This window comes from Nonomuraea sp. NPDC004354, from assembly GCF_053602555.1.
Map to the genome: position 1 here is coordinate 129,457 of NZ_JBSGDV010000013.1, position 23,443 is coordinate 152,899.

The following is a 23,443-nucleotide window of genomic DNA, read 5'->3' on the forward strand; positions in this document are numbered from 1 at the left end:
CATGCTGGGATCCATGAGGACCTACTCGCTCGATGATGTCCACGCGACATGCAAGCGGAGAGACTCGTGGTGGACCGTGTACTTCGTGGACCCGGTCGCCTGCCGGGTCGCGCTGTTCGTCGCCAACCGAACGAACATCACGCCGAACGGGCTCACGGTCTTCTCGCTGGTTCTCGGCATGGCGTCGGCCGCGTGTCTGGCGGCCGGTCAGCTCGCCGCGGGGGCGGTGCTGTTCTACCTGAGCTTCATGATCGACTGTGTCGACGGCAAGATCGCCCGACTCAAGGGCACGGGGACGCCGTTCGGCCTGTGGCTCGACTTCATGGGCGACAGGATCAGGGAGCTGTGCTGCGCCACCGGTCTCGCCTACGGCCAGTACGCGGCCACGGGCAACGTCGCCTTCATCGTGCTGGGCGCCGTCGTGGCCGTGCTCGACATGTTCAGGTACGTCAACGCGCCGCAGATGAAGCGGGTCAGGGAGACGATCAGAGAGGAGATCGCCTCCAGGACGCCGCCTCAGCTGCCGGCGCCGAGAGCGCACCAGCCACTGGTACGCCAGCCGAGTTCGCTGCAGGGGACGCGGCCGGCACCGGCGCACCAGACGGAGGCACCGCCCTCGAGGCCGCAGCGACCCGGGCCACGGCGCCGGATGCTGCGAAGGCTCACCAGAGCCATGGCCAGGCGGAGGGTCAGATCCCACGTGATCAGCGGCATCGAATTCCACGCGACGGTCTTCGTGATCGCGCCGCTGCTGGGACAGTCGTCACTCATCCCCGTCATCGCGGGCATCAGCGTCCTGTTCCTGACCAACGAGATCTTCCTTGTCTATCGGATGTGGCTCTTCACCCGCCGCAACAGCGCGGTCCCCAAGCCCGAGGAGAGCCGAGAGTACGTGCCAATGGGGGGTTCACTAAATGTCTGACAGGCCGATATTCGTCGTTGGCTGTCCGCGCTCGGGTACCACGCTGCTGCAGCTCATGCTGCACCAGCACCCAAGGATCGCGGTGCCGCCGGAGACCAGGTTCGTGGGCGCCGTCTACAACAAGCGTCGCTCGTTCGGCGACATGCGGCTGGGCGCCAACCGTCTCGCGCTGGCCGAGTGGATGTCGGGGGAGCGTACGAAGTTCCGCGAGCTGGGCATCGACAGGGACGAGTTCATCAGGCAGGCGGTCGACGGGCCCGGTTCGCTCGGCTCGGTGATCGGCATCGCGTTCAGGATGTACGCCGAACGCTTCGGCAAGCCCCGGTGGGGCGACAAGCGCCCGAGCTACGTCAAGCAGGTCGACATGCTGGTCAGGCTGTTCCCTGACGCGCAGTTCGTGCACCTGATCAGGGACGGTCGCGACTGCGTCTCCTCGCTGAAGGAGATGCCGTGGTTCAAGCACGACTCCTTCCACGCGATCTCCATCTGGGCGGAGGCGATCGACGCCGGCAGGCGGCTGCGCAAGACCATGCCGGAGGACAGCTACTACGAGCTGCGCTACGAGGACCTGACCGACGACCCCGCGACCGAGCTGAAGAAGCTCTGCTACTTCCTCGACGAGGACTTCGACCCGGCGATGTGCTCGCCGCACGAGGTGGCCAGCGTCGCGGTGCCCGTCCACAAGGTATGGCACAGCAACACGCACGGCGAGGTCATGAAGTCGCGGGTGGGGAGCTGGTCGGCGCGCCTCGACGAGTGGGAGATCAGGCTGTGCGAGCAGGCGCTCGGCAAGCGGCTCGAGGCCAACGGCTACGAGCTGACCGGCGTGCCGCAGGCGGCGATGGAACACGTCGCCCGCCTGCAGAAGGTCATGCAGAAGCGGCGCGGGGCACGGCTGCGCAAGAGCATGCGCGACCGGTTCCTCCGCTTCCGTGAGCCCGGTCCCGTGGCGGCGCTGCTGACCTCGACCCAGCGCTCGCTCGCCGGGGTCCCCCAGCAGCGCACCGAGGCGGAGATCCCTCAGCGCGTCATGTGAGCGAACAGCTCCTCCCAGCGGTCGAGCACGGATTCCAGACGGAACGTCTCGGCCCTGGCGCGAGCGGCGGCGCCAAGGCGCCGCCGCTCGTCCGCCGACCCCATGAGGGCGGCGAGCCGTCCGGCGAGGGCGGGCACGTCGCCCGGGGGCGCGAGCAGCCCGCCGATCGAGCGCACCCCCCCTGAGACGTCGAAGGCGACCGAGGGCAGGCCGTGCGCGGACGCCTCCATCAGTACCAGCGGCAGGCCCTCGTGCTCGCTGGACAGGGCGACGATCGAGGCCGACAGGTACTCCCGCGTCATCGCCGCCGCGGGCACGCGCCCGCGGAACACCACCCGGTCGGCGACGCCCTCCTTCCGCGCCCAGGCGCGCAGCCTCGGCTCCTCGGGCCCGTCGCCGAGCAGGTGCAGCTCCCATGGCGGGGCCGCCGCCTCGGCGAAAGCGCTGATCAGCCGGTCGAACCGTTTCACGCCCGCCAGCCTGCCCACGCCGAGCACCCGCGGCGCCGACAGCTCGGCCCGCGCGCCGGGCCAGCCCTGCAGGGGGTTGGGCAGCGACCAGGTGTTGGGCAGCAGCGCGTGCTCGGCGAACAGCCGCGCGTCGTCCTCGCTGAGGAAGACGGCCTGGTCGAGACCGCCGTAGTGCTTCCTGATCGAACCCAGGTGCGAGCAGATGCGGGCGTGCTGGTAGGAGCCGTGGTACTGGCCGATGGTGCGCGTTCGGGCGGGCAGCAGCCCCGACAGCCGCGTCACCACTCCCGGCGAGGTCAGGACGGCGAAGCCGGGCCCGATCCCGGTCAACAGCCTGCGCAGCCGCGCTCCTTCGAACCGCGACGCCCGGGAGGACCGGTTGACCACGTGCCGCCGGTAGAGCGGCCGCGCGACGTACCGGAACGGATCCCGCGCCCGGTGCAGGCCCACGACGTGCACCTCGTGGCCGCGCTCCGCCAGACCCTGCGCGAGCGTGTGGGTGACCTGCTGGATGCCGCCGAGGGTGTCGGCGTCCACGCAGGCGAACACCAGCGGCCCGCTCACGTCGCCCCCGGCAGCGGGGACCGCTCGGCCACAGGTACGGCGAGCGGCGCCCGGAAGAAGTCGGCCACGACCCTGGCGGCGGCGTCACCCCGTTCCTCCTCGCACCACAGCCTGCGCGCCGCGGCGTACCTGGCGGCGAAGGAGGCGTGCACCGCGGGCAGGTGGCGCAGGCACTCGACGAGCTCGGCGGTCGTGGTGACGCACGGGCCCGGCGCGATGGCGGGCAGGTCGGTGTTGACGCCGCGCTCGGTCAGCCGGTACTCGTCCCAGTCGTCGACGAAGAACAGCATCGGCTTGCCCGTCACCGCGTAGTCACACATCACGGACGAGTAGTCGGTCAGCAGCGCGTCGGAGATCAGGATCAGGTCGTTGATCTCCGGATAGGAGCCGGCCGGCGTGACGAAGTGGCGCAGGTGCGGGGGCACCTGGTAGCGCTCGACGGGGTGGGTGCGCAGGATCAGCGCCCATTCGCCCGACAGCGCCTCGGCCAGTTCCTCCAGGTCCACGCGCACCGAGGCGCCCGAGCCCTTGGCGCCGTCGCGGTACGTGGGCGCGTAGAGGAGGATCTTGCGTCCCGGCGGGATCTCCAGCCGCTCGCGCACGCCTTCCGGCGGCCGGCCGCGCACCAGCGCGTCGCAGCGCGGCGTGCCGTACCGCAGGACACGGCCCTCGTAGCCGAGGGCGGGCACGAAGTAGCGGGAGAACTCGGCGCTGGGCGAGATCAGCGCGTCCCATCGGGCGACGGCCGCGCGCCACTGCTCGCGCGGGCCGGGCAGGTCGGCGCGCAGGTCGGGGGCGTCGAAACCGATCGACTTGATGCCCTGGCCGTGCCAGGTCTGCAGGTAGCGGGTGCCGCGCGGCTTGGGGTGGTCGAGGGGGAAGCCGTGGCTGTCGACCCAGACGCCCGCGCGGGCCATCGTCCAGACGTAGCGCCAGCTGCCGCGCCGGACGAGGGCGGCGTCGGAGGGGAAGTCGGCCCGGCCGCGGGCGACCGACCAGACGACGCTGACGGGCAGGCCGCGGCGTCGTACCTCCTCGTAGACGGCGCGGGGGCTGCCGGTGTAGCCCTTGCCGCAGTCGGCCTCGAACAGGGCCAGGTCAGGGCGGGGCGGGACCAGCCTGATCAGCGCCTTGTAGGCGGCCAGCTTCATCCGGGGCATGCCCAGTCTCCTGAGCACGCCCCGTTTCAGCCGGGAGAGCGCCACGCGCGGCGTGCGCCGCGGGCGCACGCACAGCTGGCCCGCGCTGCCCTCGGCGCTGATCCGCAGGTGGCGGAGGGTGAACGGCGCCATGCAGGGGTCGGCGAGCAGCACGTCCGTCGTGGTGCGGCCGTCGGGTCCGGTGAAGCCGATGCGCGGGTCACCCCGTCCCCGCAGCCTGGCCAGATCGACGGTGACCTCGCTGAGGTAGCCGCCGTCGGGGTCGGGCACGGGGGACAGCGGCGCCCTGACGGTGCCGCACCGCAGGGACGCGGTCCACCCGGGCGCCGCCGTGAGGACCCCGAAGGGGTCGTAGGTGCGCACCCGCAGCCGCATCCGCGTGCCCGCCGACGCGAGCGCGACCACCTCGTGGCGCAGCCTGGAGGCGGTGTAGGGCAGCTCGGCCAGGTGCAGCGCGGTGATGTCCATGCCGGGCGCCGGGGTGCGGCCCCAGTACGTGCGCCCGCCGCGCGTGACGACCTCGCGCGGCGGCGCCTGCGGGCCGTTCAGCGACCTGGCGGCCACGCGCAGGTCCTCGGCCCTGCCGGCGAGGATCAGGTGGCAGCACACCCGCGCCGTGGCGGGCAGCCGCTCCAGCACCTCGCCGGGGATCCGGGCGAGGTACGGCCTGACCACCCCGGCGAACTCCGCGGCCCACGCCACGTCGCGCGAGGGCAGCGGGTTGAGGTAGACGCGCAGGTCCTGGCGGACGAAGCGGTACTGCCGATCGGGCACCAGGTCGCCGAACCCGTGCGCGCGCAGCACCGCGTCGCTGCGCCTGGCCGCCTCGAGGCGGTGACGGACGTTGTCCATCTCCTTGGTGCTCATCGAGATGGAGGTGCCGTCCTGCGGCCTGTGCCAGTGGTAGACGGTCCACGGCACGACCGCGAACCTGCGCGCCGTGCAGTACATCTCGGCGCCGAAGACGTGGTCCTCGTAGAGGATGTCCTCGGGGAAGCGCAGCGCGTGACGGCGCAGGAACGACACGTCGAACAGCTTGTTGGTGGTGAAGCAGTCGAGGAACAGTTCAGGCTCCTCGCGGATGCCCTCGACCACCCGCCGCTTCGCGAACAGGTGCGGGTAGTAGCGGTGGGTCCGGCCACTCGGCTCGTACAGCCGCGCGATCTGTCCCGAGACGAAGTCGGCGCCGGTCCGCTCGATCTCGGTGAGCAGGCTCTTGCACGCGTGCCGCGGCAGCGTGTCGTCGCTGTCGAGGAACATCACGTACGGCGAGAGCGTCGCGTCGAGCCCGTCGTTGCGCGGCGCTCCGCATCCGCCCGAGTTGACCTGCCTGCGCACGTAGCGCACCCGGGGGTCGGCGCGCGTGAGAGCCCCGGCCACGCGCGGGGTGTCGTCGGTGCTCGCGTCGTCGCAGATGATCACTTCGAGGTCGCGGAGCGTCTGGTCGAGCACGGAGCGGACCGCCCGGGGGAGGCGGGCGGCGTCGTTGTAGGTGATCACGACAACGGTGCAGTCCGGCATGCGTGTTCTCCCCCGAGTCCTGAGGCTCGAAAAAGACATTCCCCTGCAATTGCCCAAGTGTCGTGACTTGATGGCCTTTTTACCGGACAATTCGCCGGATTAGCCACACAACTAGGGCTATTCCGACAATTGCCCCGACAATGGGCGCGATTCTCTTGAGCAGCGGCGCTCCGGCGATCTCCAGCAGGTCGAGCGCCTCCTCGTCGGGTGTGCGCGAGGTGCGCAGCGTGCCGCTCGGCCGGACGTCCTGCTCTTCCTCCTCGATCTCCGGGACCGCCGCCAGATGGCGCTCCTCGGCGGCGGGCTCGCCCAGCAGCTCGGCCAGGTTCGCCGCGAACGTGTCGATGATCTTGGCGCCCACCTCCGCCATGACGCCCCTGCCGAACTGCGCGGGCCGTCCCGTGACGTTGAACGAGGTCTCGACCTTCACCGTGGTGGCGCCGTCCGACGGGGTCAGCCGGGCGGTGACCGTGGCGCTGGCGGTGCCCGAACCGCGCGCCTCCTTGCCGGAGGCGCCGAGCGTGAGGGCGTAGGCGTCCTTGTCGACGTCCTCGAACCTGGCGCCGCCCCGGTAGGTGACGGTGATCGGGCCCACCTTCACCTTCATCCGGCCGGTGAACTCCTCCCCCTCGACGGTGTCGAGCGTCGCCCCCGGCAGGCACGGCGCCACGCGCTCGACGTCGAGCAGCGCCGCCCAGGCCTGCTCGATCGGGACAGGAACCGTGAACTCGTGCTCGAACCGCATCGCCATCGATCCGCTCCTTCCACCTGTCTGCTCACGCTCTCTCAGCCTCGTCCCCCGCGCCCTTCGACGGCTACCCTCCGGACCCGTACGAGGGAATCGGCAGGACCGCCTGCTCCGCAGGACCGCACGCGCCGGTTCCTCGCAGGACGCATCTGCCCTCGGCGGCGGCGATCAGGCACTCCGGGCAGCCCGCGCCCGGCCGTCCCCCGGAACGGCCCGCCCCGAGGACACCCCGGCGTATCGAGGTGCCCTCAGGAACGGTGGCTCGCGGCGCCCTCGAAACCGGTGGCACGGGGCGCCCTCGGGAACCGGGTGGGTCAGGGGGCGCCGGTCGCCGCCAGCACCGCCCGCCGCGTCAGCACCTGGGCCAGGTGCCGCCGGTAGTCGGGCTGGGCGTGCAGGTCGGCCGTGGGGGAGGTGCCCTCCGCCGCCGCCGCGCACGCCTGCGCGACCGCGTCGCCGAGCTCGGCCCCCCGCAGCGCCGCCTCCGTCGCGCCGGCGCGCAGCGGCGTCGGCCCCATGTTGGTGAGCCCGATCCGCGCCTCCTGGATCGAGCCGTTGGACCTGCGGACCGCCGCCGCCACGCCGACGATCGCCCAGGCCTGCGCCGTACGGTGGAACTTCTCGTAGTGGAAGCCCCACCCCGGCCCCAGCTTGGGCACCCTGACACCCACCAGGATCTCCCCCGGCTCGAGCGCCGTCTCCAGGTAGTCGAGGAAGAAGTCCGCGGCGGGGATCTCCCTCGACGAGGTGACCAGCACGCACTCCAGCGCGAGCGCCACCGCGGGCAGGTCGCCCGCCGGGTCGGCGTGGGCCAGGGAACCGCCGAAGGTGCCGCGGTGCCGTACCGCGGGATCGGCGACGGTGGCGACGGCCATGGCCACCAGCGGGCAGCCGGAGGTGACCACGGCCGAGCGCATCACCTCGTCGTGCGTGGCCGTCGCGCCGATGAAGACGTGCTCGCCCTCGTCGCGGATGCCGGCCAGCTCCTCGATCCTGCTGACGTCCACCAGCAGCGACGGGTACGACAGCCGCAGGCGCAGCAGCGGCAGCAGCGACTGCCCCCCGGCGAGGACCTTCGCGTCCTCGTCGGCGGCCAGCGCCTCGCTCGCCTCCCGGAGGGAGGTGGGGCGCAGATAGTCGAACTGGGCCGGAATCATCGGATGGCCCTCCAGATCCGTTCGGGCGTGCATGGCATCTGGATGTCGTGGACGCCTCTCGGCCGCAGGGCGTCGACGACGGCGTTGACGACGGCCGGAGTCGAGGCGATCGTGCCCGCCTCGCCGACCCCCTTGACGCCGAGCGGGTTGGACGTCGCGGGCGTCTCGGTCCTGTCGGTGACGAAGTCGGGCAGGTCGGCGGCCGACGGCACCAGGTAGTCGGCCATGGTCGCGGTCAACAGGTTGCCGTCGGCGTCGTGGACGGCCTCCTCGAACAGCGCCTGCGCGATGCCCTGGGCGAGGCCGCCGTGGACCTGACCCTCGACGATCAGCGGGTTGACCACGTGTCCGACGTCGTCGACCGCCACGTACTTACGGATCTTCGTCAGGCCGGTCTCGGTGTCGACCTCGACCGCGCACAGGTGCGTGCCGTGCGGGAAGGAGAAGTTCTCCGGGTCGAACGTGGCGTCGGCGTCGAGCCGGGGCTCCACGCCGTCGGGCAGGTCGTGAGCGGCGAAGGCGGCCAGCGCCAGCTCCTGGATCGTCTTGCTCGACGTGGTGCCCTTCACCGTGAAGGCGCCGCGGGTGAACTCGAGGTCGTCGGGGGAGCACTCCAGCGCGTGCGCGGCCAGCCGGCGGGCCTTCTCCTTGACCTTCTCGCAGGCCTTCAGGACGGCCATGCCGCCCACCACGAGCGAGCGCGAGCCGTAGGTGTCCATGCCCTTGTGCGAGATCGCGGTGTCGCCGTGCATGACCGCGACGTCCTCGAACGGCACGCCCAGCGAGTCGGCCACGATCTGGCTCCACGCGGTCTCGTGGCCCTGGCCGTGCGGCGAGGTGCCGGTGACGACCTCGACCTTGCCGGTGGGCAGCATGCGCACCGAACCGTGCTCCCAGCCGCCCGCGCCGTAGCTGAGCGAGCCGAGCACCCTGCTGGGCGCCAGGCCGCACATCTCGGTGTAGGTGCTGACGCCGATGCCGAGCTGGACGGGGTCGCCCCTGTCGCGCCTGTCGGCCTGCTCGGCGCGCAGCTTGTCGTAGCCGAACAGGGCCAGCGCCTTCTCGGTGGCCGCCTCGTAGTTGCCCGAGTCGTAGGTGAGCCCCGCGATCGTGGTGTACGGGAACTCCTCGTGCCTGATCCAGTTGCGCCTGCGCACCTCGATGGGGTCGAGGCCGAGCTCGGCGGCCAGCTCGTCCATGACCCGCTCGATGGCGTAGGTGGCCTCGGGACGGCCCGCGCCGCGGTAGGCGTCGGTCGGCATCTTGGTGGTGAAGACACCCGTGCAGTCGAAGCTGTAGGCGTCCATCTTGTAGATGCCGTTGTACATGAAGGCCCCGAGCAGCGGCACGCCGGGCGTGACCAGCATGAGGTAGGCCCCCATGTCGGCGAGCAGCTCGACCTTCACCCCCCTGATCCTGCCGTCGGACTCGGCGGCCAGCGTGACGTGCTGGATCTGGTCGCGGCCGTGGTGCACGGTCAGGTTGCCCTCGGAGCGCGACTCGGTCCACTTGACCGGCTTGCCGAGCTTCCTGGTGAGCAGCAGGCAGAGCACCTCCTCCGCGGTGACCTGCAGCTTGGAGCCGAACCCGCCGCCCACGTCGGGCGCGATGACGCGCAGCTTGTGCTCGGGCACGCCCGTCGTGAGCGCCAGCATCACCCGCAGCACGTGCGGGACCTGCGTCGCGGTCCACAGCGTGAAGCCGTCGCCGTCGGTGGTCGCCACCACCGCGCGCGGCTCCATCGCCGACGGGATGAGGCGCTGCTGGACGTAGGTGCGCTCGACGAGCACGGGCGCGTCCCTGAGCGCCGCCTCCATGTCGCCCTGGGCGAACGTCCAGGTGAAGGCCTTGTTCCCGGCCTCGTGGACCTTCGGGCCCGCGTCGGTGAGCGCCTGCCTCATGTCCATGACGGCCGGCAGCGGCTCGTAGTCGACATCGATGGCGTCCAGCGCGTCGGCCGCCAGGTAACGGTCGGTGGCCACCACGCAGGCGACGGCCTCGCCCGGGTAGCGCACCGTCTCCACCGCCATCGGCGGGTGGTCGGGGATGACGACGTCCTCGCTCACCGGCCACGCGCACGGCAGGCTGCCCTGCTCGCCGGCGAAGTCCTGACCGCTGAAGACGGCCACCACGCCCGGCATGTCCTTCGCCGCCGAGACGTCCACGCCGGTGATCCTGGCGTGCGCCATGGGGCTGCGCTTGAAGGCGACGTACAGCATGCCGGGCAGCTGGATGTTGTCGGTCCACTGGGTGCGTCCGGTCAGCAGGCGGGCGTCCTCCTTGCGCCTGCGCGCCCTGCCGACCTCCCGGCCGTCGGCCGGCTCGGACAGCTGGCCGCTCTCGGCCACCTGCTCGGCCACCAGGCCGGCGTCGAGTTCTTCGGTCATGGCGTCCTCACCGCCGCCCCTCGCCGTACCGCTCTGACGATGTTGCAGTAGCCGGTGCACCGGCAGAGGTTGCCCTCGAGACCCTCCCTGATGGCCTCCTCCGACGGGTCCGGGTTGTGGTTGACCAGGTCGATCGCGGCCATGACCATGCCGGGCGTGCAGTAGCCGCACTGCAGCGCGTGCTCCTCGTGGAAGGCCTGCTGCATCGGGTGCATGGTGCCGTCGGACGCCAGGCCCTCGATGGTGACGACCTCCGCGCCGTCCGCCTGTACGGCGAGCACGGAGCAGCTCTTCGCGCTCTTGCCGTCGAGCATGACGGTGCAGGCGCCGCAGTTGCTGGTGTCGCAGCCGACGGGAGTCCCGGTCTTTCCCAGACGATCTCGGAGCAGGTGCACGAGGAGGAGCCGCGGCTCCACGTCCTCCTCGTAGCGGATCCCGTCGACGGTGACGGAGATGCGAGGCATACGTCCTCCCTCGATTCCTGAGGTCGGCGAGAAAGGCGCGTGCCGGGCCGCCGCGGTGATGCGCCCGCTCGGAGCGAGGCGGCGGTCCGGGGGGCGTTTCTCATCGATAAATGGAACGTACGCCTAACTAACGCCAGGTCAAGTGCGGCGCACCGACCGCGCGACGACGGCGACGACACCGGCCAGCCCCAGGCAGCCGAACAGCAGCGCCAGCAGCAGGACGAAGTCTCTGATGACGCCCGTCACCAGCAGGATGCCGAGGACCACGAACAGGATGCCGCTGAGCAGAGCCATCCAGTCGGTGCGGTGCAGCAGCGGCTGCCGGGAGGGCTGCGGAAGGTACGGGTCACGCCGCAACGCGCACCTCCATGTCACCCAGGCCGCCCTTGAGGTTCAGCACGATGGTGGGCGGCTCGCCCTTCGGCGGGGTCTCGGGCTCGAGCACCCTGTCGACCTCCACGTCCGTGCCGCCCTCGAACGACGGGCCGACCTTGACGTCGCCCACCCTCGAGGTGGCGTGCACCTCGACCCGCGCCGTCGGCGGGACGATCACGACGAGCTCGCCGACGGCCAGCTTGGCGTTGAACGTCACCTTCGCGCCAGGTGAGAGCTTCAGCTCCGACAGGTCCAGCGTGCCGTCGCCGATGCCCACCTCGTAGGTGCGCCGGACCTCGGCCATCGTCGTCGGCGTCCAGGTGGACGTGCCGATCTTCCCGGGCAGGTTGCCGAGCATCAGGCTCACGCTGATGATGAGCGTCAGCACGGTGCCGAGCGCGATGAGCCCGGCCCCGCGGCCGAGCCAGGTGGCCACCAGCAGGCCCGCGCCGATGGTGATGAGCATGGCGCCGCCCACGGCGGTGAGGCTGGGGGCGGTGGATCCTGAGGTGGCTTGGGCCGCCACGACGATCCCTCCAACGATCAATGCCAGCAGGACGGTGATCACGCCGGTGAACGACCTGCGTCGCCTGGGGCGCGGGGTGTCGACCTGCGGGCCGTACCGGCTCAGGTCGTAGGGCGAGTAGCCGGCGCGCCTGCGGGGGTCCAGCGGCTGGAAGGGACCGTGCGGCGCGAACGGCTCGCCGTAGGAGTAGGCGGGCTGCCGCGGCGGGGGAGCCTGGCGGCGCGGCGGCACGGGCGGCCCGTACGGCTCCGCCACGGGGATCTCGTTGACCCGGGTCGGCGCCGGCCGCTCGGCCTCTCGGCTCGCCTGCCACGCCGGCGGCTGGTGGATCTCGACGGTCGGCTGCGGCTCAGGGGCGGCGGGTCGATCGGCGCCGGGCCGGTGCCCCTCTTCGGGCGCCGGACCCCGCAGGTCCGCCCCCTCCCCGCTGTCCCGGTCCTCCCGGGTCTCCTGGACATCCGGGGTCTCCCGGACGTCCTGGGTCTCCTGGATGTCCTGGGTCTCCTGGATGTCCTGGGCGCCCTGGATCTGCTGAGTGTGCTGGTCCTCGTCGGCGGGCCGGACCGGTTCGGCGTGCCGGACCTCCTGAGGCTGTGGCGCGTCGCCGGCCGGCGGGGTGACCGGGGCCTGCGTGCCGGGCGCCGGGGGCGTGCGGAAGGCCGCCGTCGCGAACGACGTCGTCGGCGGGGCCTCGCGCCTGACCGGCGCCGGCTCCCTGCGCAGGCCGGTCGGCGCAGGGCCGTGGCCGATGTCCTCCGGGGCGAGCGGCTCGGTCCTGCGGTTGAGCCGCTCCGGCAGCGACCGCGCCAGAGCCGGCAGGTCCATTCCCCTGGCGTGCGCGGTCAGCAGCGTGATCGCCATCAGCGTGGCGACCACCAGCGTGCCGGTGCCCAGCCACACCGTGGCCAGGTTGACGATGAGGCCGAACCCCGCGATCCCGGTCAGCAGCGCGAACACGGTCTCGGCGTCGAAGTCGCGCCTGGTCCACTGCTCGACGTAGCCGGGACGGCCGTTGCTCTCCTTCATGAGCAGGAAGGCGGCGACGTACAGGAACAGGCCGATGCCGGAACCCAGCACCAGCATGGGGAAACCGACGCGGAAGACCACCGGGTCGATCCGCGTGTAACGGCCGAGGCCCGCGCAGACGCCGGTGAGCATCCTGCCCTCGTCGCTCCTCTTGAGCACGCGAGGCGGGGCTGCCTGGTCGATGGGCGGCGCTTCGGTCATGACACCATGGTGGCGTGCCGGGTGCCGGCCCGCATCCGGGACTCCCCTGAGGCGACCCCGAGAAGACGAACCAGGGCTCTTCCCTGATGCCCGCGAGGCCGCGACGTGTGACTATTGCGGTGTTATGGCTGACCAACAGACTCTGCGCGAGACGGACGACGCGCCCTTTCCCCGCCTGATCCGTCCGTTGGAGGGCCGGCTCGTGGGCGGCGTGGCCCAGGCGCTGGCCACCCAGCTCAAGCTGGACCCCATCGTGATCAGGCTGAGCTTCGTGCTGCTCAGCGTCGTGGACGGGGTGGGCGTCGTCGCCTACGCCGTCCTGTGGATGATCACGCCGCGCAGGCAGCACGAGGGCGCGGTGCCCCCGCGCGACTGGAGCCAGCTGGCCGCCTTCACCGCGATCGGCGTGGCGCTGTTCGCGTTCGGGTGGCTCACCGGCGCGTCCAAGGGCGGGCTCGGCATGGTGCCGTTCGCGGTGGGCGGCATCGGGGCGCTCATCCTGTGGCAGCAGGCCGATCCCGAGCGGCGCCAGAGCTGGGTCAGCGGGGCCACCAAGGGCATGCGCCAGAACCGGGTGCGCACGCTGCTCGGCGTGATCCTGGTGGTCGCCGGCGCGATCGGCTTCCTCTTCCTCGAGGGGGAGCTGGACGCCGCCAGGCCCGGACTGCTCTACACGGCCGTCGTCGTCGGCGGTCTCGCGGTCATCGCCGCGCCGTGGCTGGCCGGCCTGTGGAAGGAACTGCAGCTCGAACGGCGCGAGCGGATCAGGCAGGAGGAGCGCGCCGAGGTCGCCGCGATGGTGCACGACTCGGTGCTGCACACCCTCACCCTGATCCAGCGCGTGTCGCACGATCCGCGCGAGGTCACCAGGCTGGCGCGGGCGCAGGAGCGCGACCTGCGCAACTGGCTGTACCAGCCGGCCCAGGACGCCGACGCCACGCTCGCCGCCGCCGTACGGCGGATCGCGGCGGAGGAGGAGGACGCCCACGGCGTGCCGATCGAGGTCGTCTGCGTCGGCGACGTCGATCTCGACTCGGGCGGCAGGCTGGCCGCGATGCTCAAGGCGTCGAGGCAGGCCATGGTCAACGCGGCGAAATATTCTGATAGCCCGGTCATCTCCGTTTATGCGGAGGTGGAGGGTGAAGAAGTCACAATTTTCGTGAAAGATCGGGGTAAGGGCTTCGACCTGGACGAGGTGCCGCTGGATCGCATGGGGATCAGGGAGTCCATCATCGGGAGAATGGAGCGCCACGGCGGCAGCGCCAGGGTGCGCACCGAGCCCGGCGAGGGCACGGAAGTGATGTTGACCATGAAGGTGGAGAAATGATTCGCGTGCTGATCGTCGACGACCATCGGCTGTTCCGCTCCGGCGTCCGGGCCGAGTTGGGCGACTCGATCCAGGTCGTGGGCGAGGCCGAGGACGTCGAGTCGGCGGTGAAGGCGGTCGCCGCGCTCGAGCCCGACGTGGTGCTGCTCGACGTGCACATGCCGGGCGGCGGCGGCCAGGAGGTGCTGCGCAGGGTGCTCGGCGCGGGCTCGCAGGTGCGCTTCCTCGCCCTGTCGGTCTCCGACGCCGCCGAGGACGTGATCGGCGTGATCAGGGGCGGGGCGCGCGGCTACGTCACCAAGAACATCAGCGGCCGCGAGCTGACCGACGCCATCCGCCGGGTCGCGGACGGCGACGCGGTGTTCTCCCCCCGGCTGGCGGGGTTCGTGCTCGACGCCTTCGCCTCGACGGAGGCGCCCTCCATCGATCCCGAGCTCGACTCGCTCACCCAGCGCGAGCGCGAGGTCCTGCGGCTGATCGCGCGCGGCTACGCCTACAAGGAGATCGCCAAGGAGCTGTTCATCTCCGTCAAGACCGTGGAGACCCACGTGTCGTCGGTGCTCCGCAAGCTCCAGCTGTCCAACCGGCACGAGCTGTCGCGCTGGGCCACCGCCAGGCGCCTCGTGTAAGGGCGGTTGACGACTTCGCCGAGGTCGCGAGGGGTCCGAGCCTTGAAGGAGCCCGGGTCTCATGCGACATTGCGGATATGGGCAGAGACGTGCCAGTCGTCGTGTTCAGTCGAGATGATCGACGGAATTACCGTGACAAAGTGCGGAGAAATCTGGACACGTTTGCCCAGATGCTGCGGGAGTCGCGCTTCGAGTTCGACCGGCCCCAGGCCGGGCTGGAGATCGAACTCAACCTGGTCGACGAGCGCGGCGAGCCCGCGATGCGCAACGCGCAGGTCCTGGCGGCCATCGCCCAGCCCAACTGGGCCACCGAGCTCGGCCAGTTCAACGTCGAGATCAACATCGCGCCGCAGAGCCTCCAGGGCGACGGCGCGCTCCGCCTCGAGGAGACGGTGCGCGCCAAGCTCAACCACGCCGAGGAACACGCCCGGACCCAGGGCGGCCACCTGGTCCTGATCGGCATCCTGCCGACCCTCCACCAGGAGGACACCCACGAGGGCACCCTGTCGGCCAACCCGCGCTACAAGCTGCTCAACGAGCAGATCTTCGCCGCCAGGGGGGAGGACCTGCACCTGTTCATCGAGGGCGTCGAACGGCTCGACACCTACGCCGACAGCATCACCCCCGAGGCCGCCTGCACCAGCGTCCAGCTGCACCTGCAGGTCAGCCCCGAGGCGTTCGCCGCCCACTGGAACGCCGCCCAGGCCATCGCGGGCCCGCAGGTGGCCGTCGCGGCCAACTCGCCCTACCTGTTCGGCAAGGAGCTGCACAGGGAGACCAGGATCGCGCTGTTCGAGCAGGCCACCGACACCCGTCCCACCGAGCTCAAGAGCCAGGGGGTACGGCCCCGCGTGTGGTTCGGCGAGCGATGGATCACCAGCGTCTTCGACCTGTTCGAGGAGAACGTCCGCTACTTCCCCGCGCTGCTGCCGATCTGCTCCGACGAGGACCCGCACGAGGAGCTGGCGGCGGGACGCATCCCATCCCTCGACGAGCTGACCCTGCACAACGGCACCATCTACCGGTGGAACCGGCCCGTCTACGCCGTCGTCGACGGCACCCCGCACCTGCGCGTGGAGAACCGCGTCCTGCCGGCGGGCCCCTCGGTCCTGGACATCGCGGCCAACGCGGCCTTCTACTACGGGCTCATGCGGGTGCTGCCCAACGCCGAGCGGCCCGTGTGGAGCCAGATGTCGTTCGCCACGGCGGAGGAGAACCTGGCCGGCGCGGCCAGGCACGGCATCGACGCCCGGCTGTACTGGCCGGGGCTCGGCGACGTCCCGGCGGCCGAGCTGATCCTGCGCAGGCTGCTGCCCATGGCGGCCGAGGGGCTCGCGCAGTGGGGCGTCGACACCCCGGTCGCCGAGCGGTTGCTCGGGGTGATCGAGGGACGCTGCCTGCTGGGCAGGACGGGAGCGACCTGGCAGGTGGAGGCGGTCCAGGCGTTCGGCGGGGAGCGGCGGGAGGCGCTGCGCAGGATGACGCTGGAGTACATCGACCGCATGCACGCCAACGAGCCCGCCCACGCGTGGACCCTCTGACATCGCGTAACCCTGGAACCCCTGGAGCCCCGGCCCCCTGTCCCGCCGTTGCCCGCGCCCGCCCCCAACGGCGCGTGTCCCGAGCCTGCCAGGCAGGATGGAGCTATGACCGCGCGTCTCCTGACAGCCGCCCTCCTGATGCTGCTGCTCGCCTCGTGCGGCGGCAGCGCCGGCGGGAGTTCGACCGCCGGCGCGAGCTCGAGCGCCGGCGCGAGCTCGAGCGCCGGCGTCCAGGGCGACACCTTCGAGGAGGACGTTCAGCTCGCCCAGACCTATACCGAGCAGTTCTGGGCCGCGCAGTTTCGATCGATCGGCCGCGTCTACCGGCCGATCACCGAGTTCATCCCCTACCGGGGCGACAAGGGCCCAGCGTGCGGCGGCGAGCCGGCCGCGTCGGGCAACGCCTTCTACTGCCCCGAGGGCCACTTCATCGCCTACGACAAGGACTGGATGGAGCAGCTGTGGAAGCAGCTCGGCGACGGCTCCACCTATCTGATTATCCCGCACGAGATCGGCCATGCCGTACAGGCGCAGCTGGGCACGGAGTTCGAGCTCAACGTGCAGTACGAGCTGCAGGCGGACTGCTACGCGGGCGCGGCGCTGGCCGGGCTGGTGAAGGCCGACGTGCTGAGCGCCGAGCCGGGCGACGACAAGGAGCTGATGCTCAACCTGCAGGAGGCGGGCGACCCCGACGACGACTGGTTCAGCCCCGACGCCCACGGCACCGCGCAGCAGCGGCAGCAGGCCTTCACGACGGGCTACACCAAGGGCGTGGGTTCCTGCTGACGTAGGCGGAAGTACGCCTCAAGGGTGATGCGGCCGCCGGTCGGGCGGTCTAGCGTGAACGCATGCCACTGGGGAACGTCAAGGAGATCGGCTGGTTGCGGCGGGGTGCCTGCAGGACCAGCGACCCCGATCTCTTCTTCCCTCCCGCGCCGTCGCCGGCGCAGGAGGCGCAGGCCAAGGCGGTCTGCTCGGGTTGTCAGGTGCTCGCCGAGTGCAGGGCCTACGCGGTGCGCGCGGGCGAGTCCGAGGGCATCTGGGGCGGGCTCACCCCCGACGAACGCAGACGGCTGCGCTTCCCCGCCGGATGGCGGCAGCGGACCGCATAGCCTGCAGGGGTGCTGCTTCGTTCCCTCGCCGTCCTCGTCGCGGCCAACGTCATGAACAACCGCGTCGCCCCCAGGCTCGCCCCCCTCACCTCCGCGCTGGCCACCGGCGCCCTGGTGGCCATGGCCAGGAAGTCGGGCCTGTCGTGGGAGGAGATCGGCTTCACCCGCGGCATGCCCGGCGCCAGGGCGGGCGCCGCGCTGGCGGCCACCGTCGCCGCCGGCTACACCGCGGGCATCGCCGTCCCGCGGACGCGGGCGCTGTTCCACGACGAGCGGGCGCTGTCGCTGTCGACGGCCGAGGTCGTCGAGGCGGTCCTGCTCCAGGTGCCCGTCGGCACGGTCCTGCTGGAGGAGGTCGGCTTCAGGGGCGCCCTGTACGGCATGCTGCGACGCGACCACGGCACGGTGACGGCCACGGCGGTCTCGTCCACGCTGTTCGGGCTGTGGCACATCCTGCCCTCGATGGAGATGGCCCGCGCCAACCCGGCACTCGGGGAGCTGACCTCCGGCGACGGCGACATGGCCAGAGTCGTGGTGGGCAGCGTCGTCTCCACGGCGGCGGCGGGCGTGCTGTTCTGCGAGCTGCGCCGCCACCGGGGGCTCCTGGCGCCCGCGCTGCTGCATCTGGCCACTAACTCGCTGGGCTATCTGTTCGCCCGAATCGCCCCCGCGCCACCAGCTCGACCGTGACCAGCACGGCGACCGCCTCGGCGGCCAGCAGGGCGACCAGCACCACGAGCTGAACCACGCCCGCCTCCAGCGGCCGCGCGCCGCCGAGCAGCATCCCCACGAACGCGCCGGGCAGCGTGACCAGGCCGACCGTCCTGGTCTGGTCGAGCGCGGGGATCAGCGCCTGGGCGGCGGCAGGGCGGCAGATCTCCAGGTTGGCGTCCCGGTCGAGGAAACCGAGCGACAGCGCGGCCTCGACCTCGCCCTTGCGCTGGCGCAGCTCGTCGAGGGCGCGCCTGCCGGCCAGCGCGGTGGCGGTCAGGCAGCCGCCGAGCAGGATCCCCGCGATCGGGATGACGGTGACGCCGCGCATGGGCGCCACTCCGGTGCCGAACAGCGCGACCAGGACCGGCAGGGTGCCGGCCGCGATGGGGAGGGCGGCGGGCCACGGGCGTTCCTTGCTGATCCTGCGGCCCGCGGTGACGGCGGCCACGCCGTACATGACGAGCAAGAAGCCGGCGACGGCGGGTGGGGCGCCGATCACCCAGGTGATCACCAGGGAGACGGCGCCCAGCTGGAGGGCGGCGCGCAGGCTCGCGGTGAGGACGGCGCGGGCGTGGCCGAGCCCGCCCAGCCGGGCCACGGCGGCACCGCCCCCGGCCAGCAGGACGACCGTGACGGCGAGGGCGGGCGTGAGCGTGAGTCCCATGGACAGGTTTCTACCTGGGAGCGGCGCGGGCCGCTCCTGGGCAGCCTGGGGTCACGCGGTGGGGACCACCTGGAAGGCCTCGGCGTAGCGGCCCTCACCCAGGCCGCCCTTCACCGCGATGCCCGCCCAGCGCTCGCGGACGAACTCCTCGAACCCCTCGCGGTGCCCGACCTGGCTGGCGTGCGCGGCCAGCGCGGCGAGCTTGCGGTCGATGGTCTCGGTGATGTCCACCCAGTGGTCGGGGGTCATGCTGCCGATCAGCCACACCTCGCCGACCGTCCAGGGCTCGAGGCCGGCCAGCTCCTCGTAGGCGTAGGGGTTGCGGGCGTCGGGGTAGACGGCGTCGAGCGTGGCGGCGCCGACCGCGCGGTGGTCGGGGTGGCTGGGGCCGATGAACTGGTAGTTGCGCTCGGGCGTGCTCGTGATCACCAGGTCGGGCCGCACCTGACGGATCACCCCGGCGATGTCGCGGCGCAGCTCGATGGTGGGCTCGACCCTGCCGTCCCGGTAACCGGACAGGAAACGTACGTCGGTGACGCCGACCGCCTTGGCCGCCGCGGCCTGCTCGGCCCTGCGCAGCTCGGCCATGCCCTCGCCGTCGGTCTCGCGCTCGTGACCACCCGCGTCGCCTGCCGTGACGAGGAGGTAGGTCACTTCGACGCCCTTGTCGACGAACTGCGCGATCGTGCCCGCCGCGCCGAAGTCGACGTCGTCGGGATGCGCGGTCACCACCAGGACCCGGGCGAACTCCATATTGACTCCTTCAATGGGGGACGAATCAGGCAACCCAGCGGAACGGCGGCGCATTCCTGGGCGCGTTTGTCGGTGGGGCGCTTTACCCTAGGTCCGTGCCCACCCAAGTCTCTGTTGACCACCCCTTGCTCGACGGCCTCAACCCGCAGCAGCGCGAGGCCGTGATCCATCACGGCAGCCCCCTGCTCATCGTCGCGGGGGCGGGGTCAGGCAAGACGCGGGTGCTCACCCATCGCATCGCCTACCTCCTGGCCGAGCGCGAGGTCCACCCCGGCCAGATCCTGGCGATCACCTTCACCAACAAGGCCGCCAGGGAGATGAAGGAGCGCATCGACAAGCTGATCGGCCCGCGCTCCAAGGCCATGTGGGTGATGACCTTCCACAGCGCCTGCATGCGCATCCTGCGCAGGGAGGCCAAGCGGCTCGGCTACCCGTCCAGCTTCTCCATCTACGACCAGGCCGACTCCCAGCGGCTCATGGCCATGGTCTGCCGTGAGATGGACCTCGACCCCAAGCGCTACCCGCCGCGCTCGTTCTCCGCGCAGGTCAGCAACTTCAAGAACGAGCTGATCGACTACGAGAGCGCCATCGACCGGGCGGGCTCGCACCTGGAGAAGGTGCTGGCCGAGGCCTACAAGGCCTACCAGCTCAAGCTGACCGAGTCCGGCGCGATGGACTTCGACGACATCATCATGAACACCGTGGTGCTCTTCCAGCTCTTCCCCGAGGTGGCCGAGCACTACCGGATGCGCTTCCGGCACGTGCTCGTCGACGAGTACCAGGACACCAACCACGCCCAGTACATCCTCATCAGGGAGCTGGTCGGGCGGCCGCAGTTGACCACCGTCGACGGCGAGCCCGTGCGCTCGGGCGCCGACCAGTCCGAACTGTGCGTCGTCGGCGACGCCGACCAGTCGATCTACGCCTTCCGTGGCGCGACGATCCGCAACATCCTGGAGTTCGAGCGCGACTACCCCGACGCGCGCACGATCCTGCTGGAGCAGAACTACCGCTCCAGCCAGAACATCCTGGCCGCCGCCAACGCGGTCATCGCGCGCAACGAGTCGCGCAAGCCGAAGAACCTGTGGTCCGACCAGGGCGACGGGCCCAAGATCGTCGGATACGTGGCCGACAACGAGCACGACGAGGCCATGTTCGTGGCCCAGGAGGTCGACCGGCTCTCCGACGAGGAGGACGTGCGGCCCGGTGACGTGGCGGTCTTCTACCGCACCAACGCCGCCTCCCGCGTGTTCGAGGAGATCTTCATCCGCACCGGCCTGCCGTACAAGGTGGTCGGGGGCGTGCGCTTCTACGAGCGCAAGGAGGTCAAGGACCTGCTGGCCTACCTGCGGGTCGTCGCCAACCCCAACGACGTGGTCTCCCTACGGCGCATCCTCAACGTGCCCAAGCGCGGCATCGGCGACCGCGCGGAGGCGATGGTCGAGGCGCTGTCCTCGCGCGAGCGCATCTCCTTCTGGGAGGCGCTGCGCAGGGCCGACGAGGCGTACGGCATGGCGACCAGGTCGCTCAACGCGATCCGCGACTTCGTCGCGCTGGTCGAGGACCTCATCGGCAAGGCCGAGGGCATGCCGCCCTCGGCGCTGGCCGAGGAGATCCTGGCGGCCACCGGCTACCGCGCCGAGCTGGAGGCCTCCGAAGACCCGCAGGACGAGTCGCGCCTGGAGAACCTCAACGAGCTGATCTCCGTCGCCACCGAGTTCGAGGAGGCCAACCCCGAGGGCACCCTGGTGGAGTTCCTCGAGCAGGTCTCGCTGGTGGCCGACGCCGACCAGATCCCGGAGAGCGACGGCGGGCAGGGCGTGGTGACGCTCATGACCCTCCACACCGCCAAGGGCCTGGAGTTCCCCGTCGTCTTCCTCACCGCGATGGAGGACGGCGTCTTCCCGCACATCCGCTCGCTCGGCGAGCCGAAGGAGCTGGAGGAGGAGCGCCGCCTGGCCTACGTTGGCATCACCCGTGCCGAGCAGCGCCTCTACATCACCCGGGCGGCGGTGCGCAGCTCGTGGGGCTCGCCGTCGTTCAACCCGGCCTCGCGCTTCGTCAACGAGGTGCCCGCCAAGCTCATCGAGTGGCGTACCGACCCGGAGAAGTCGGCGTGGAGCGCGGCGACGGCACGCAAGGCGGCTCCGGCCCCGGCGAAGAAGGCGGGGGGCAAGCAGCTGCCGTCGCTGGCGCCGGGCGACCGCGTCACGCACGACGCCTTCGGCCTGGGCACCGTGGTGTCCGTCGACGGGGTGGCCGAGAAGACCAAGGTGAAGATCGACTTCGGCGGTGGCGGCGAGAAGACGCTCCTGCTCGCCTACGCGCCGCTGGAGAAGCTCTAGGGGCACGGCCCTCGCGGGCGAGGGGATCCCTCCGCTCGCGAGGGCGTCCGGTTCCGGCTACCACAACGGCACGGTCCACCTGCGCTACCGCACCGGATCGTGACCGTGCCGGCCCGTTCCGGCGGAGGGCGTCATGGTGCTGTGGTGAGCAGGTCGGGGCCGCGCCAGACGCCTGCCGCCGCCGCCGCGAGCAGCGGCGGCCCGAGCAGGATCACGCTGGTCCAGAAGGACGGCTCGCCGTTGGAGGTGAAGACCACGTAGACCGCCTCCCACCCGGCCAGGCTCAGCACGCAGGCGCACGCGACCAGCAGCCTGGCCCGCCACGCGGTGTGCCGCGCCCAGCCGGCCAGCGGGATGAGCGCCACCAGCGCGGTGCCCGCCACCAGGAGCCCGAGTACCGCCCCCAGCAGCAGCGACACCAGCACCAACGTGAACAGTCCTGGGATGGCCATGAGCGTGATCTCCCCTTCCTGATACTCCACCATCAGGGCGGAGAGGATCACCACCATGGTCAGGAGACCGGCCGCCGCGCCTGCCACCGCCCCGGTGACCGTCGTTCTGGCCGCGATACCGCCCGCCTTGCGGGCCTGCCGTGTTCCCACCCAGCACCCCGTCTCCGTTGACGGCCCTATGGACTCCGCGGTTCCGTTCGCACCCCGCTCCGCAGGACTTCGGGCACTTCTTGCCGCAAGCGAGTAAGGACAGCGGTCGGGTACTTCGCGCAATGTCGCTTGGTCAGCTGTTCTTGATCGTACGGTCGCCGCCCAGGGCGAGAAGGAGGAACATGTCGAACTGGTGAAGGTCTGCCTTGTCCATTCGCTTGATGGCCTCGATACCGGAGCGAGCGGTGTTGACGTGGCCGAGGGCGCTCAGGCGGGTTGCGTCGAAGGCAGGGTCGTAGTCCGCGCCGTGCCGGGCTTCCTGGAGTTCGCTGAACGCGCTGGCCAGCACTTCGAGGTCCGCCGGGACGCCTCCGATGAGGGGATCGACCAGAAGAAGCCGGACGGGGTTCGGTGGGGTGCGTCCGCTCGCGATGTCCTCCACCCATCGGGCGGCCTTCTTGAAGTTGCCATGGGCGTACCAGCGGCCGATGGCTTGCTGATGCTCAGTCGGCCCGTTCCTGGCCGCACGTCTTGCGCCATGCTGAACGAGTTCGTGGAAGAGCGCGTAGTAGGCGGTTGAGGTGGCACGTCTGAGGTAGGCAGTTCGAGGACGGCCCCGCCCTGCGGTACGGCCTGCGAGGGTGTCCGCGAGGTGGAGGTAATCGTCTGCCTTGAAATCGCGCCTCACAGGCTGTCCTGCTGATCCCGGGTCAGAGCCCGGTCGATGGCGCCTGTGCTGTTGTCCTCCGCCCGTTCGTCGGCGTCTTCTCGGTTTTCGAACTCTTCCTGGGTGAACAGTGTGAGGTAGACGTGCTCGTCGAGATGGCGTTCGGCGGCGAGCCTGTTCACCTGCTTACGTAGCGCATGCGTGAAATCGGCCGACCACCCGTCCTCATCGGGTGCGTCCAGGATGATCATGGCCCTGAGCGCCGCCTCGCCATCGGCGTCGACGTACGGCTCGACAGAAGCCTGCCGGATGCCCGGCGCGCTTGGCATCCGCATGTTCCGGATCGCCTCGGCCAGTTCGTTCAAGACCTCGCCCTGCCGTTTCACGCTCATGGCGACCATCTTCGCACTCCCTGACTTCGGCCAAAGGGCAGGCGAGAATCGCGTCGCGACGGAATCCGGCTTCGATCGAATGCCTTTCTTCTGATCGAAGCGGCCCTCAGGGTAGCCCGTTCTCCGGCTCGGCGACTGTG

Annotated in this window: 22 protein-coding genes; 9 read left to right on the top strand and 13 right to left on the bottom strand. The window is 70.9% G+C overall.

The features are described from left to right. The first annotated feature begins 13 nt into the window (after positions 1–13). Entirely contained in the window at positions 14–922 is a 909-nt protein-coding gene (locus ACWENQ_RS30345) for a CDP-alcohol phosphatidyltransferase family protein (RefSeq protein ID WP_354906331.1), read from the top strand. Further along, on the top strand, positions 915–1,958 hold the full coding sequence (locus tag ACWENQ_RS30350) for a sulfotransferase family protein (protein ID WP_354906330.1): 1,044 nt from the start codon (positions 915–917) through the stop codon (positions 1,956–1,958). Before ACWENQ_RS30345 ends, ACWENQ_RS30350 begins: the two co-directional genes overlap by 8 nt. Here the strand turns inward: ACWENQ_RS30350 and ACWENQ_RS30355 are convergent. From ACWENQ_RS30355 to ACWENQ_RS30390, 8 genes are all read right to left on the bottom strand, one after another. Then, complete coding sequence (locus ACWENQ_RS30355) at positions 1,943–2,992, bottom strand: glycosyltransferase (RefSeq protein WP_452417268.1); 1,050 nt, start codon at positions 2,990–2,992, stop codon at positions 1,943–1,945. The genes ACWENQ_RS30350 and ACWENQ_RS30355 overlap by 16 nt on opposite strands. After that, the gene (locus ACWENQ_RS30360; RefSeq protein WP_452417269.1) at positions 2,989–5,673 is read right to left on the bottom strand and encodes a CDP-glycerol glycerophosphotransferase family protein; all 2,685 of its coding nucleotides are present in this window, start codon (positions 5,671–5,673) and stop codon (positions 2,989–2,991) included. The genes ACWENQ_RS30355 and ACWENQ_RS30360 overlap by 4 nt, the downstream gene beginning before the upstream one ends. Positions 5,674–5,752: 79 nt before the next feature. After that, a complete protein-coding gene (locus ACWENQ_RS30365) occupies positions 5,753–6,424 on the bottom strand; it encodes an SRPBCC family protein (protein ID WP_452417271.1) in 672 nt (223 codons plus the stop codon). A 311-nt stretch (positions 6,425–6,735) separates the two neighbouring features. Next, entirely contained in the window at positions 6,736–7,578 is an 843-nt protein-coding gene (locus tag ACWENQ_RS30370; RefSeq protein WP_449919956.1) for an FAD binding domain-containing protein, read from the bottom strand. Continuing rightward, positions 7,575–9,965: a xanthine dehydrogenase family protein molybdopterin-binding subunit gene (locus ACWENQ_RS30375; protein WP_449919958.1), complete on the bottom strand. Its 2,391-nt coding sequence runs from the start codon at positions 9,963–9,965 to the stop codon at positions 7,575–7,577. The genes ACWENQ_RS30370 and ACWENQ_RS30375 overlap by 4 nt, the downstream gene beginning before the upstream one ends. Beyond that, positions 9,962–10,429 carry a (2Fe-2S)-binding protein gene (locus ACWENQ_RS30380; RefSeq protein WP_354906321.1) on the bottom strand — a complete coding sequence of 156 codons (468 nt, stop codon included), beginning with the start codon at positions 10,427–10,429 and terminating at the stop codon, positions 9,962–9,964. Before ACWENQ_RS30380 ends, ACWENQ_RS30375 begins: the two co-directional genes overlap by 4 nt. Positions 10,430–10,567: 138 nt before the next feature. After that, the gene (locus ACWENQ_RS30385; protein WP_449919960.1) at positions 10,568–10,786 is read right to left on the bottom strand and encodes a hypothetical protein; all 219 of its coding nucleotides are present in this window, start codon (positions 10,784–10,786) and stop codon (positions 10,568–10,570) included. After that, positions 10,776–12,557, bottom strand: a complete 1,782-nt coding sequence (locus ACWENQ_RS30390) for a PspC domain-containing protein (RefSeq protein ID WP_452417273.1) — start codon at positions 12,555–12,557, stop codon at positions 10,776–10,778. The genes ACWENQ_RS30385 and ACWENQ_RS30390 overlap by 11 nt, the downstream gene beginning before the upstream one ends. A 124-nt stretch (positions 12,558–12,681) precedes the next feature. Here ACWENQ_RS30390 and ACWENQ_RS30395 point away from each other — a divergent pair, with 124 nt between their 5' ends. The 6 genes from ACWENQ_RS30395 (at position 12,682) to ACWENQ_RS30420 (ending at position 17,856) form a co-directional block, all read left to right on the top strand. Beyond that, positions 12,682–13,884 carry an ATP-binding protein gene (locus tag ACWENQ_RS30395; protein ID WP_452417274.1) on the top strand — a complete coding sequence of 401 codons (1,203 nt, stop codon included), beginning with the start codon at positions 12,682–12,684 and terminating at the stop codon, positions 13,882–13,884. After that, on the top strand, positions 13,881–14,513 hold the full coding sequence (locus ACWENQ_RS30400; RefSeq protein WP_354906314.1) for a response regulator transcription factor: 633 nt from the start codon (positions 13,881–13,883) through the stop codon (positions 14,511–14,513). The genes ACWENQ_RS30395 and ACWENQ_RS30400 overlap by 4 nt, the downstream gene beginning before the upstream one ends. Positions 14,514–14,653: 140 nt before the next feature. Beyond that, the gene (locus tag ACWENQ_RS30405) at positions 14,654–16,054 is read left to right on the top strand and encodes a glutamate--cysteine ligase (RefSeq protein WP_354906312.1); all 1,401 of its coding nucleotides are present in this window, start codon (positions 14,654–14,656) and stop codon (positions 16,052–16,054) included. Between the two features lie 105 nt (positions 16,055–16,159). Then, positions 16,160–16,840, top strand: coding sequence for a neutral zinc metallopeptidase (locus ACWENQ_RS30410; protein ID WP_452417275.1), 681 nt, complete (start codon positions 16,160–16,162; stop codon positions 16,838–16,840). Between the two features lie 62 nt (positions 16,841–16,902). Beyond that, on the top strand, positions 16,903–17,166 hold the full coding sequence (locus ACWENQ_RS30415; protein WP_354906309.1) for a WhiB family transcriptional regulator: 264 nt from the start codon (positions 16,903–16,905) through the stop codon (positions 17,164–17,166). 9 nt (positions 17,167–17,175) lie between these two features. Further along, the gene (locus tag ACWENQ_RS30420; protein ID WP_449919972.1) at positions 17,176–17,856 is read left to right on the top strand and encodes a CPBP family intramembrane glutamic endopeptidase; all 681 of its coding nucleotides are present in this window, start codon (positions 17,176–17,178) and stop codon (positions 17,854–17,856) included. Here ACWENQ_RS30420 and ACWENQ_RS30425 read toward each other — a convergent pair. Both ACWENQ_RS30425 and ACWENQ_RS30430 read right to left on the bottom strand, forming a co-directional pair. Further along, entirely contained in the window at positions 17,798–18,544 is a 747-nt protein-coding gene (locus ACWENQ_RS30425) for an ABC transporter permease (RefSeq protein WP_449919973.1), read from the bottom strand. The genes ACWENQ_RS30420 and ACWENQ_RS30425 overlap by 59 nt on opposite strands. A 51-nt stretch (positions 18,545–18,595) precedes the next feature. Then, positions 18,596–19,297 carry a PIG-L deacetylase family protein gene (locus tag ACWENQ_RS30430; protein ID WP_449919976.1) on the bottom strand — a complete coding sequence of 234 codons (702 nt, stop codon included), beginning with the start codon at positions 19,295–19,297 and terminating at the stop codon, positions 18,596–18,598. A 95-nt stretch (positions 19,298–19,392) separates the two neighbouring features. On the opposite strand from ACWENQ_RS30430, the gene pcrA reads away from it, so the two are divergent. Next, positions 19,393–21,642 (top strand): DNA helicase PcrA, encoded by a 2,250-nt coding sequence (gene pcrA, locus ACWENQ_RS30435; protein ID WP_449919978.1) that lies wholly within the window; start codon positions 19,393–19,395, stop codon positions 21,640–21,642. A gap of 131 nt (positions 21,643–21,773) precedes the next feature. Here pcrA and ACWENQ_RS30440 read toward each other — a convergent pair whose 3' ends face one another. The 3 genes from ACWENQ_RS30440 to ACWENQ_RS30450 all read right to left on the bottom strand — a co-directional run bounded on the left by ACWENQ_RS30440 (position 21,774) and on the right by ACWENQ_RS30450 (position 23,303). Further along, a complete protein-coding gene (locus ACWENQ_RS30440) occupies positions 21,774–22,244 on the bottom strand; it encodes a hypothetical protein (protein WP_449919981.1) in 471 nt (156 codons plus the stop codon). Between the two features lie 133 nt (positions 22,245–22,377). Next, on the bottom strand, positions 22,378–22,932 hold the full coding sequence (locus ACWENQ_RS30445; protein WP_452417276.1) for a hypothetical protein: 555 nt from the start codon (positions 22,930–22,932) through the stop codon (positions 22,378–22,380). After that, complete coding sequence (locus ACWENQ_RS30450; protein ID WP_452417278.1) at positions 22,929–23,303, bottom strand: hypothetical protein; 375 nt, start codon at positions 23,301–23,303, stop codon at positions 22,929–22,931. Before ACWENQ_RS30450 ends, ACWENQ_RS30445 begins: the two co-directional genes overlap by 4 nt. Positions 23,304–23,443 lie beyond the last annotated feature (140 nt).

What these genes read in the sequence shown, in the direction of transcription:
- ACWENQ_RS30450 (WP_452417278.1), bottom strand. Translation starts at nt 23,303, where the DNA reads ATGAGCGTGAAACGGCAGGGCGAGGTCTTGAACGAACTGGCCGAGGCG.
- ACWENQ_RS30400 (WP_354906314.1), top strand. Translation starts at nt 13,881, where the DNA reads ATGATTCGCGTGCTGATCGTCGACGACCATCGGCTGTTCCGCTCCGGC.
- ACWENQ_RS30410 (WP_452417275.1), top strand. Translation starts at nt 16,160, where the DNA reads ATGACCGCGCGTCTCCTGACAGCCGCCCTCCTGATGCTGCTGCTCGCC.
- ACWENQ_RS30370 (WP_449919956.1), bottom strand. Translation starts at nt 7,578, where the DNA reads ATGATTCCGGCCCAGTTCGACTATCTGCGCCCCACCTCCCTCCGGGAG.
- ACWENQ_RS30395 (WP_452417274.1), top strand. Translation starts at nt 12,682, where the DNA reads ATGGCTGACCAACAGACTCTGCGCGAGACGGACGACGCGCCCTTTCCC.
- ACWENQ_RS30430 (WP_449919976.1), bottom strand. Translation starts at nt 19,297, where the DNA reads ATGGAGTTCGCCCGGGTCCTGGTGGTGACCGCGCATCCCGACGACGTC.
- ACWENQ_RS30345 (WP_354906331.1), top strand. Translation starts at nt 14, where the DNA reads ATGAGGACCTACTCGCTCGATGATGTCCACGCGACATGCAAGCGGAGA.
- ACWENQ_RS30415 (WP_354906309.1), top strand. Translation starts at nt 16,903, where the DNA reads ATGCCACTGGGGAACGTCAAGGAGATCGGCTGGTTGCGGCGGGGTGCC.
- ACWENQ_RS30380 (WP_354906321.1), bottom strand. Translation starts at nt 10,429, where the DNA reads ATGCCTCGCATCTCCGTCACCGTCGACGGGATCCGCTACGAGGAGGAC.
- ACWENQ_RS30390 (WP_452417273.1), bottom strand. Translation starts at nt 12,557, where the DNA reads ATGACCGAAGCGCCGCCCATCGACCAGGCAGCCCCGCCTCGCGTGCTC.
- ACWENQ_RS30360 (WP_452417269.1), bottom strand. Translation starts at nt 5,673, where the DNA reads ATGCCGGACTGCACCGTTGTCGTGATCACCTACAACGACGCCGCCCGC.
- ACWENQ_RS30365 (WP_452417271.1), bottom strand. Translation starts at nt 6,424, where the DNA reads ATGGCGATGCGGTTCGAGCACGAGTTCACGGTTCCTGTCCCGATCGAG.
- ACWENQ_RS30425 (WP_449919973.1), bottom strand. Translation starts at nt 18,544, where the DNA reads ATGGGACTCACGCTCACGCCCGCCCTCGCCGTCACGGTCGTCCTGCTG.
- ACWENQ_RS30350 (WP_354906330.1), top strand. Translation starts at nt 915, where the DNA reads ATGTCTGACAGGCCGATATTCGTCGTTGGCTGTCCGCGCTCGGGTACC.
- ACWENQ_RS30375 (WP_449919958.1), bottom strand. Translation starts at nt 9,965, where the DNA reads ATGACCGAAGAACTCGACGCCGGCCTGGTGGCCGAGCAGGTGGCCGAG.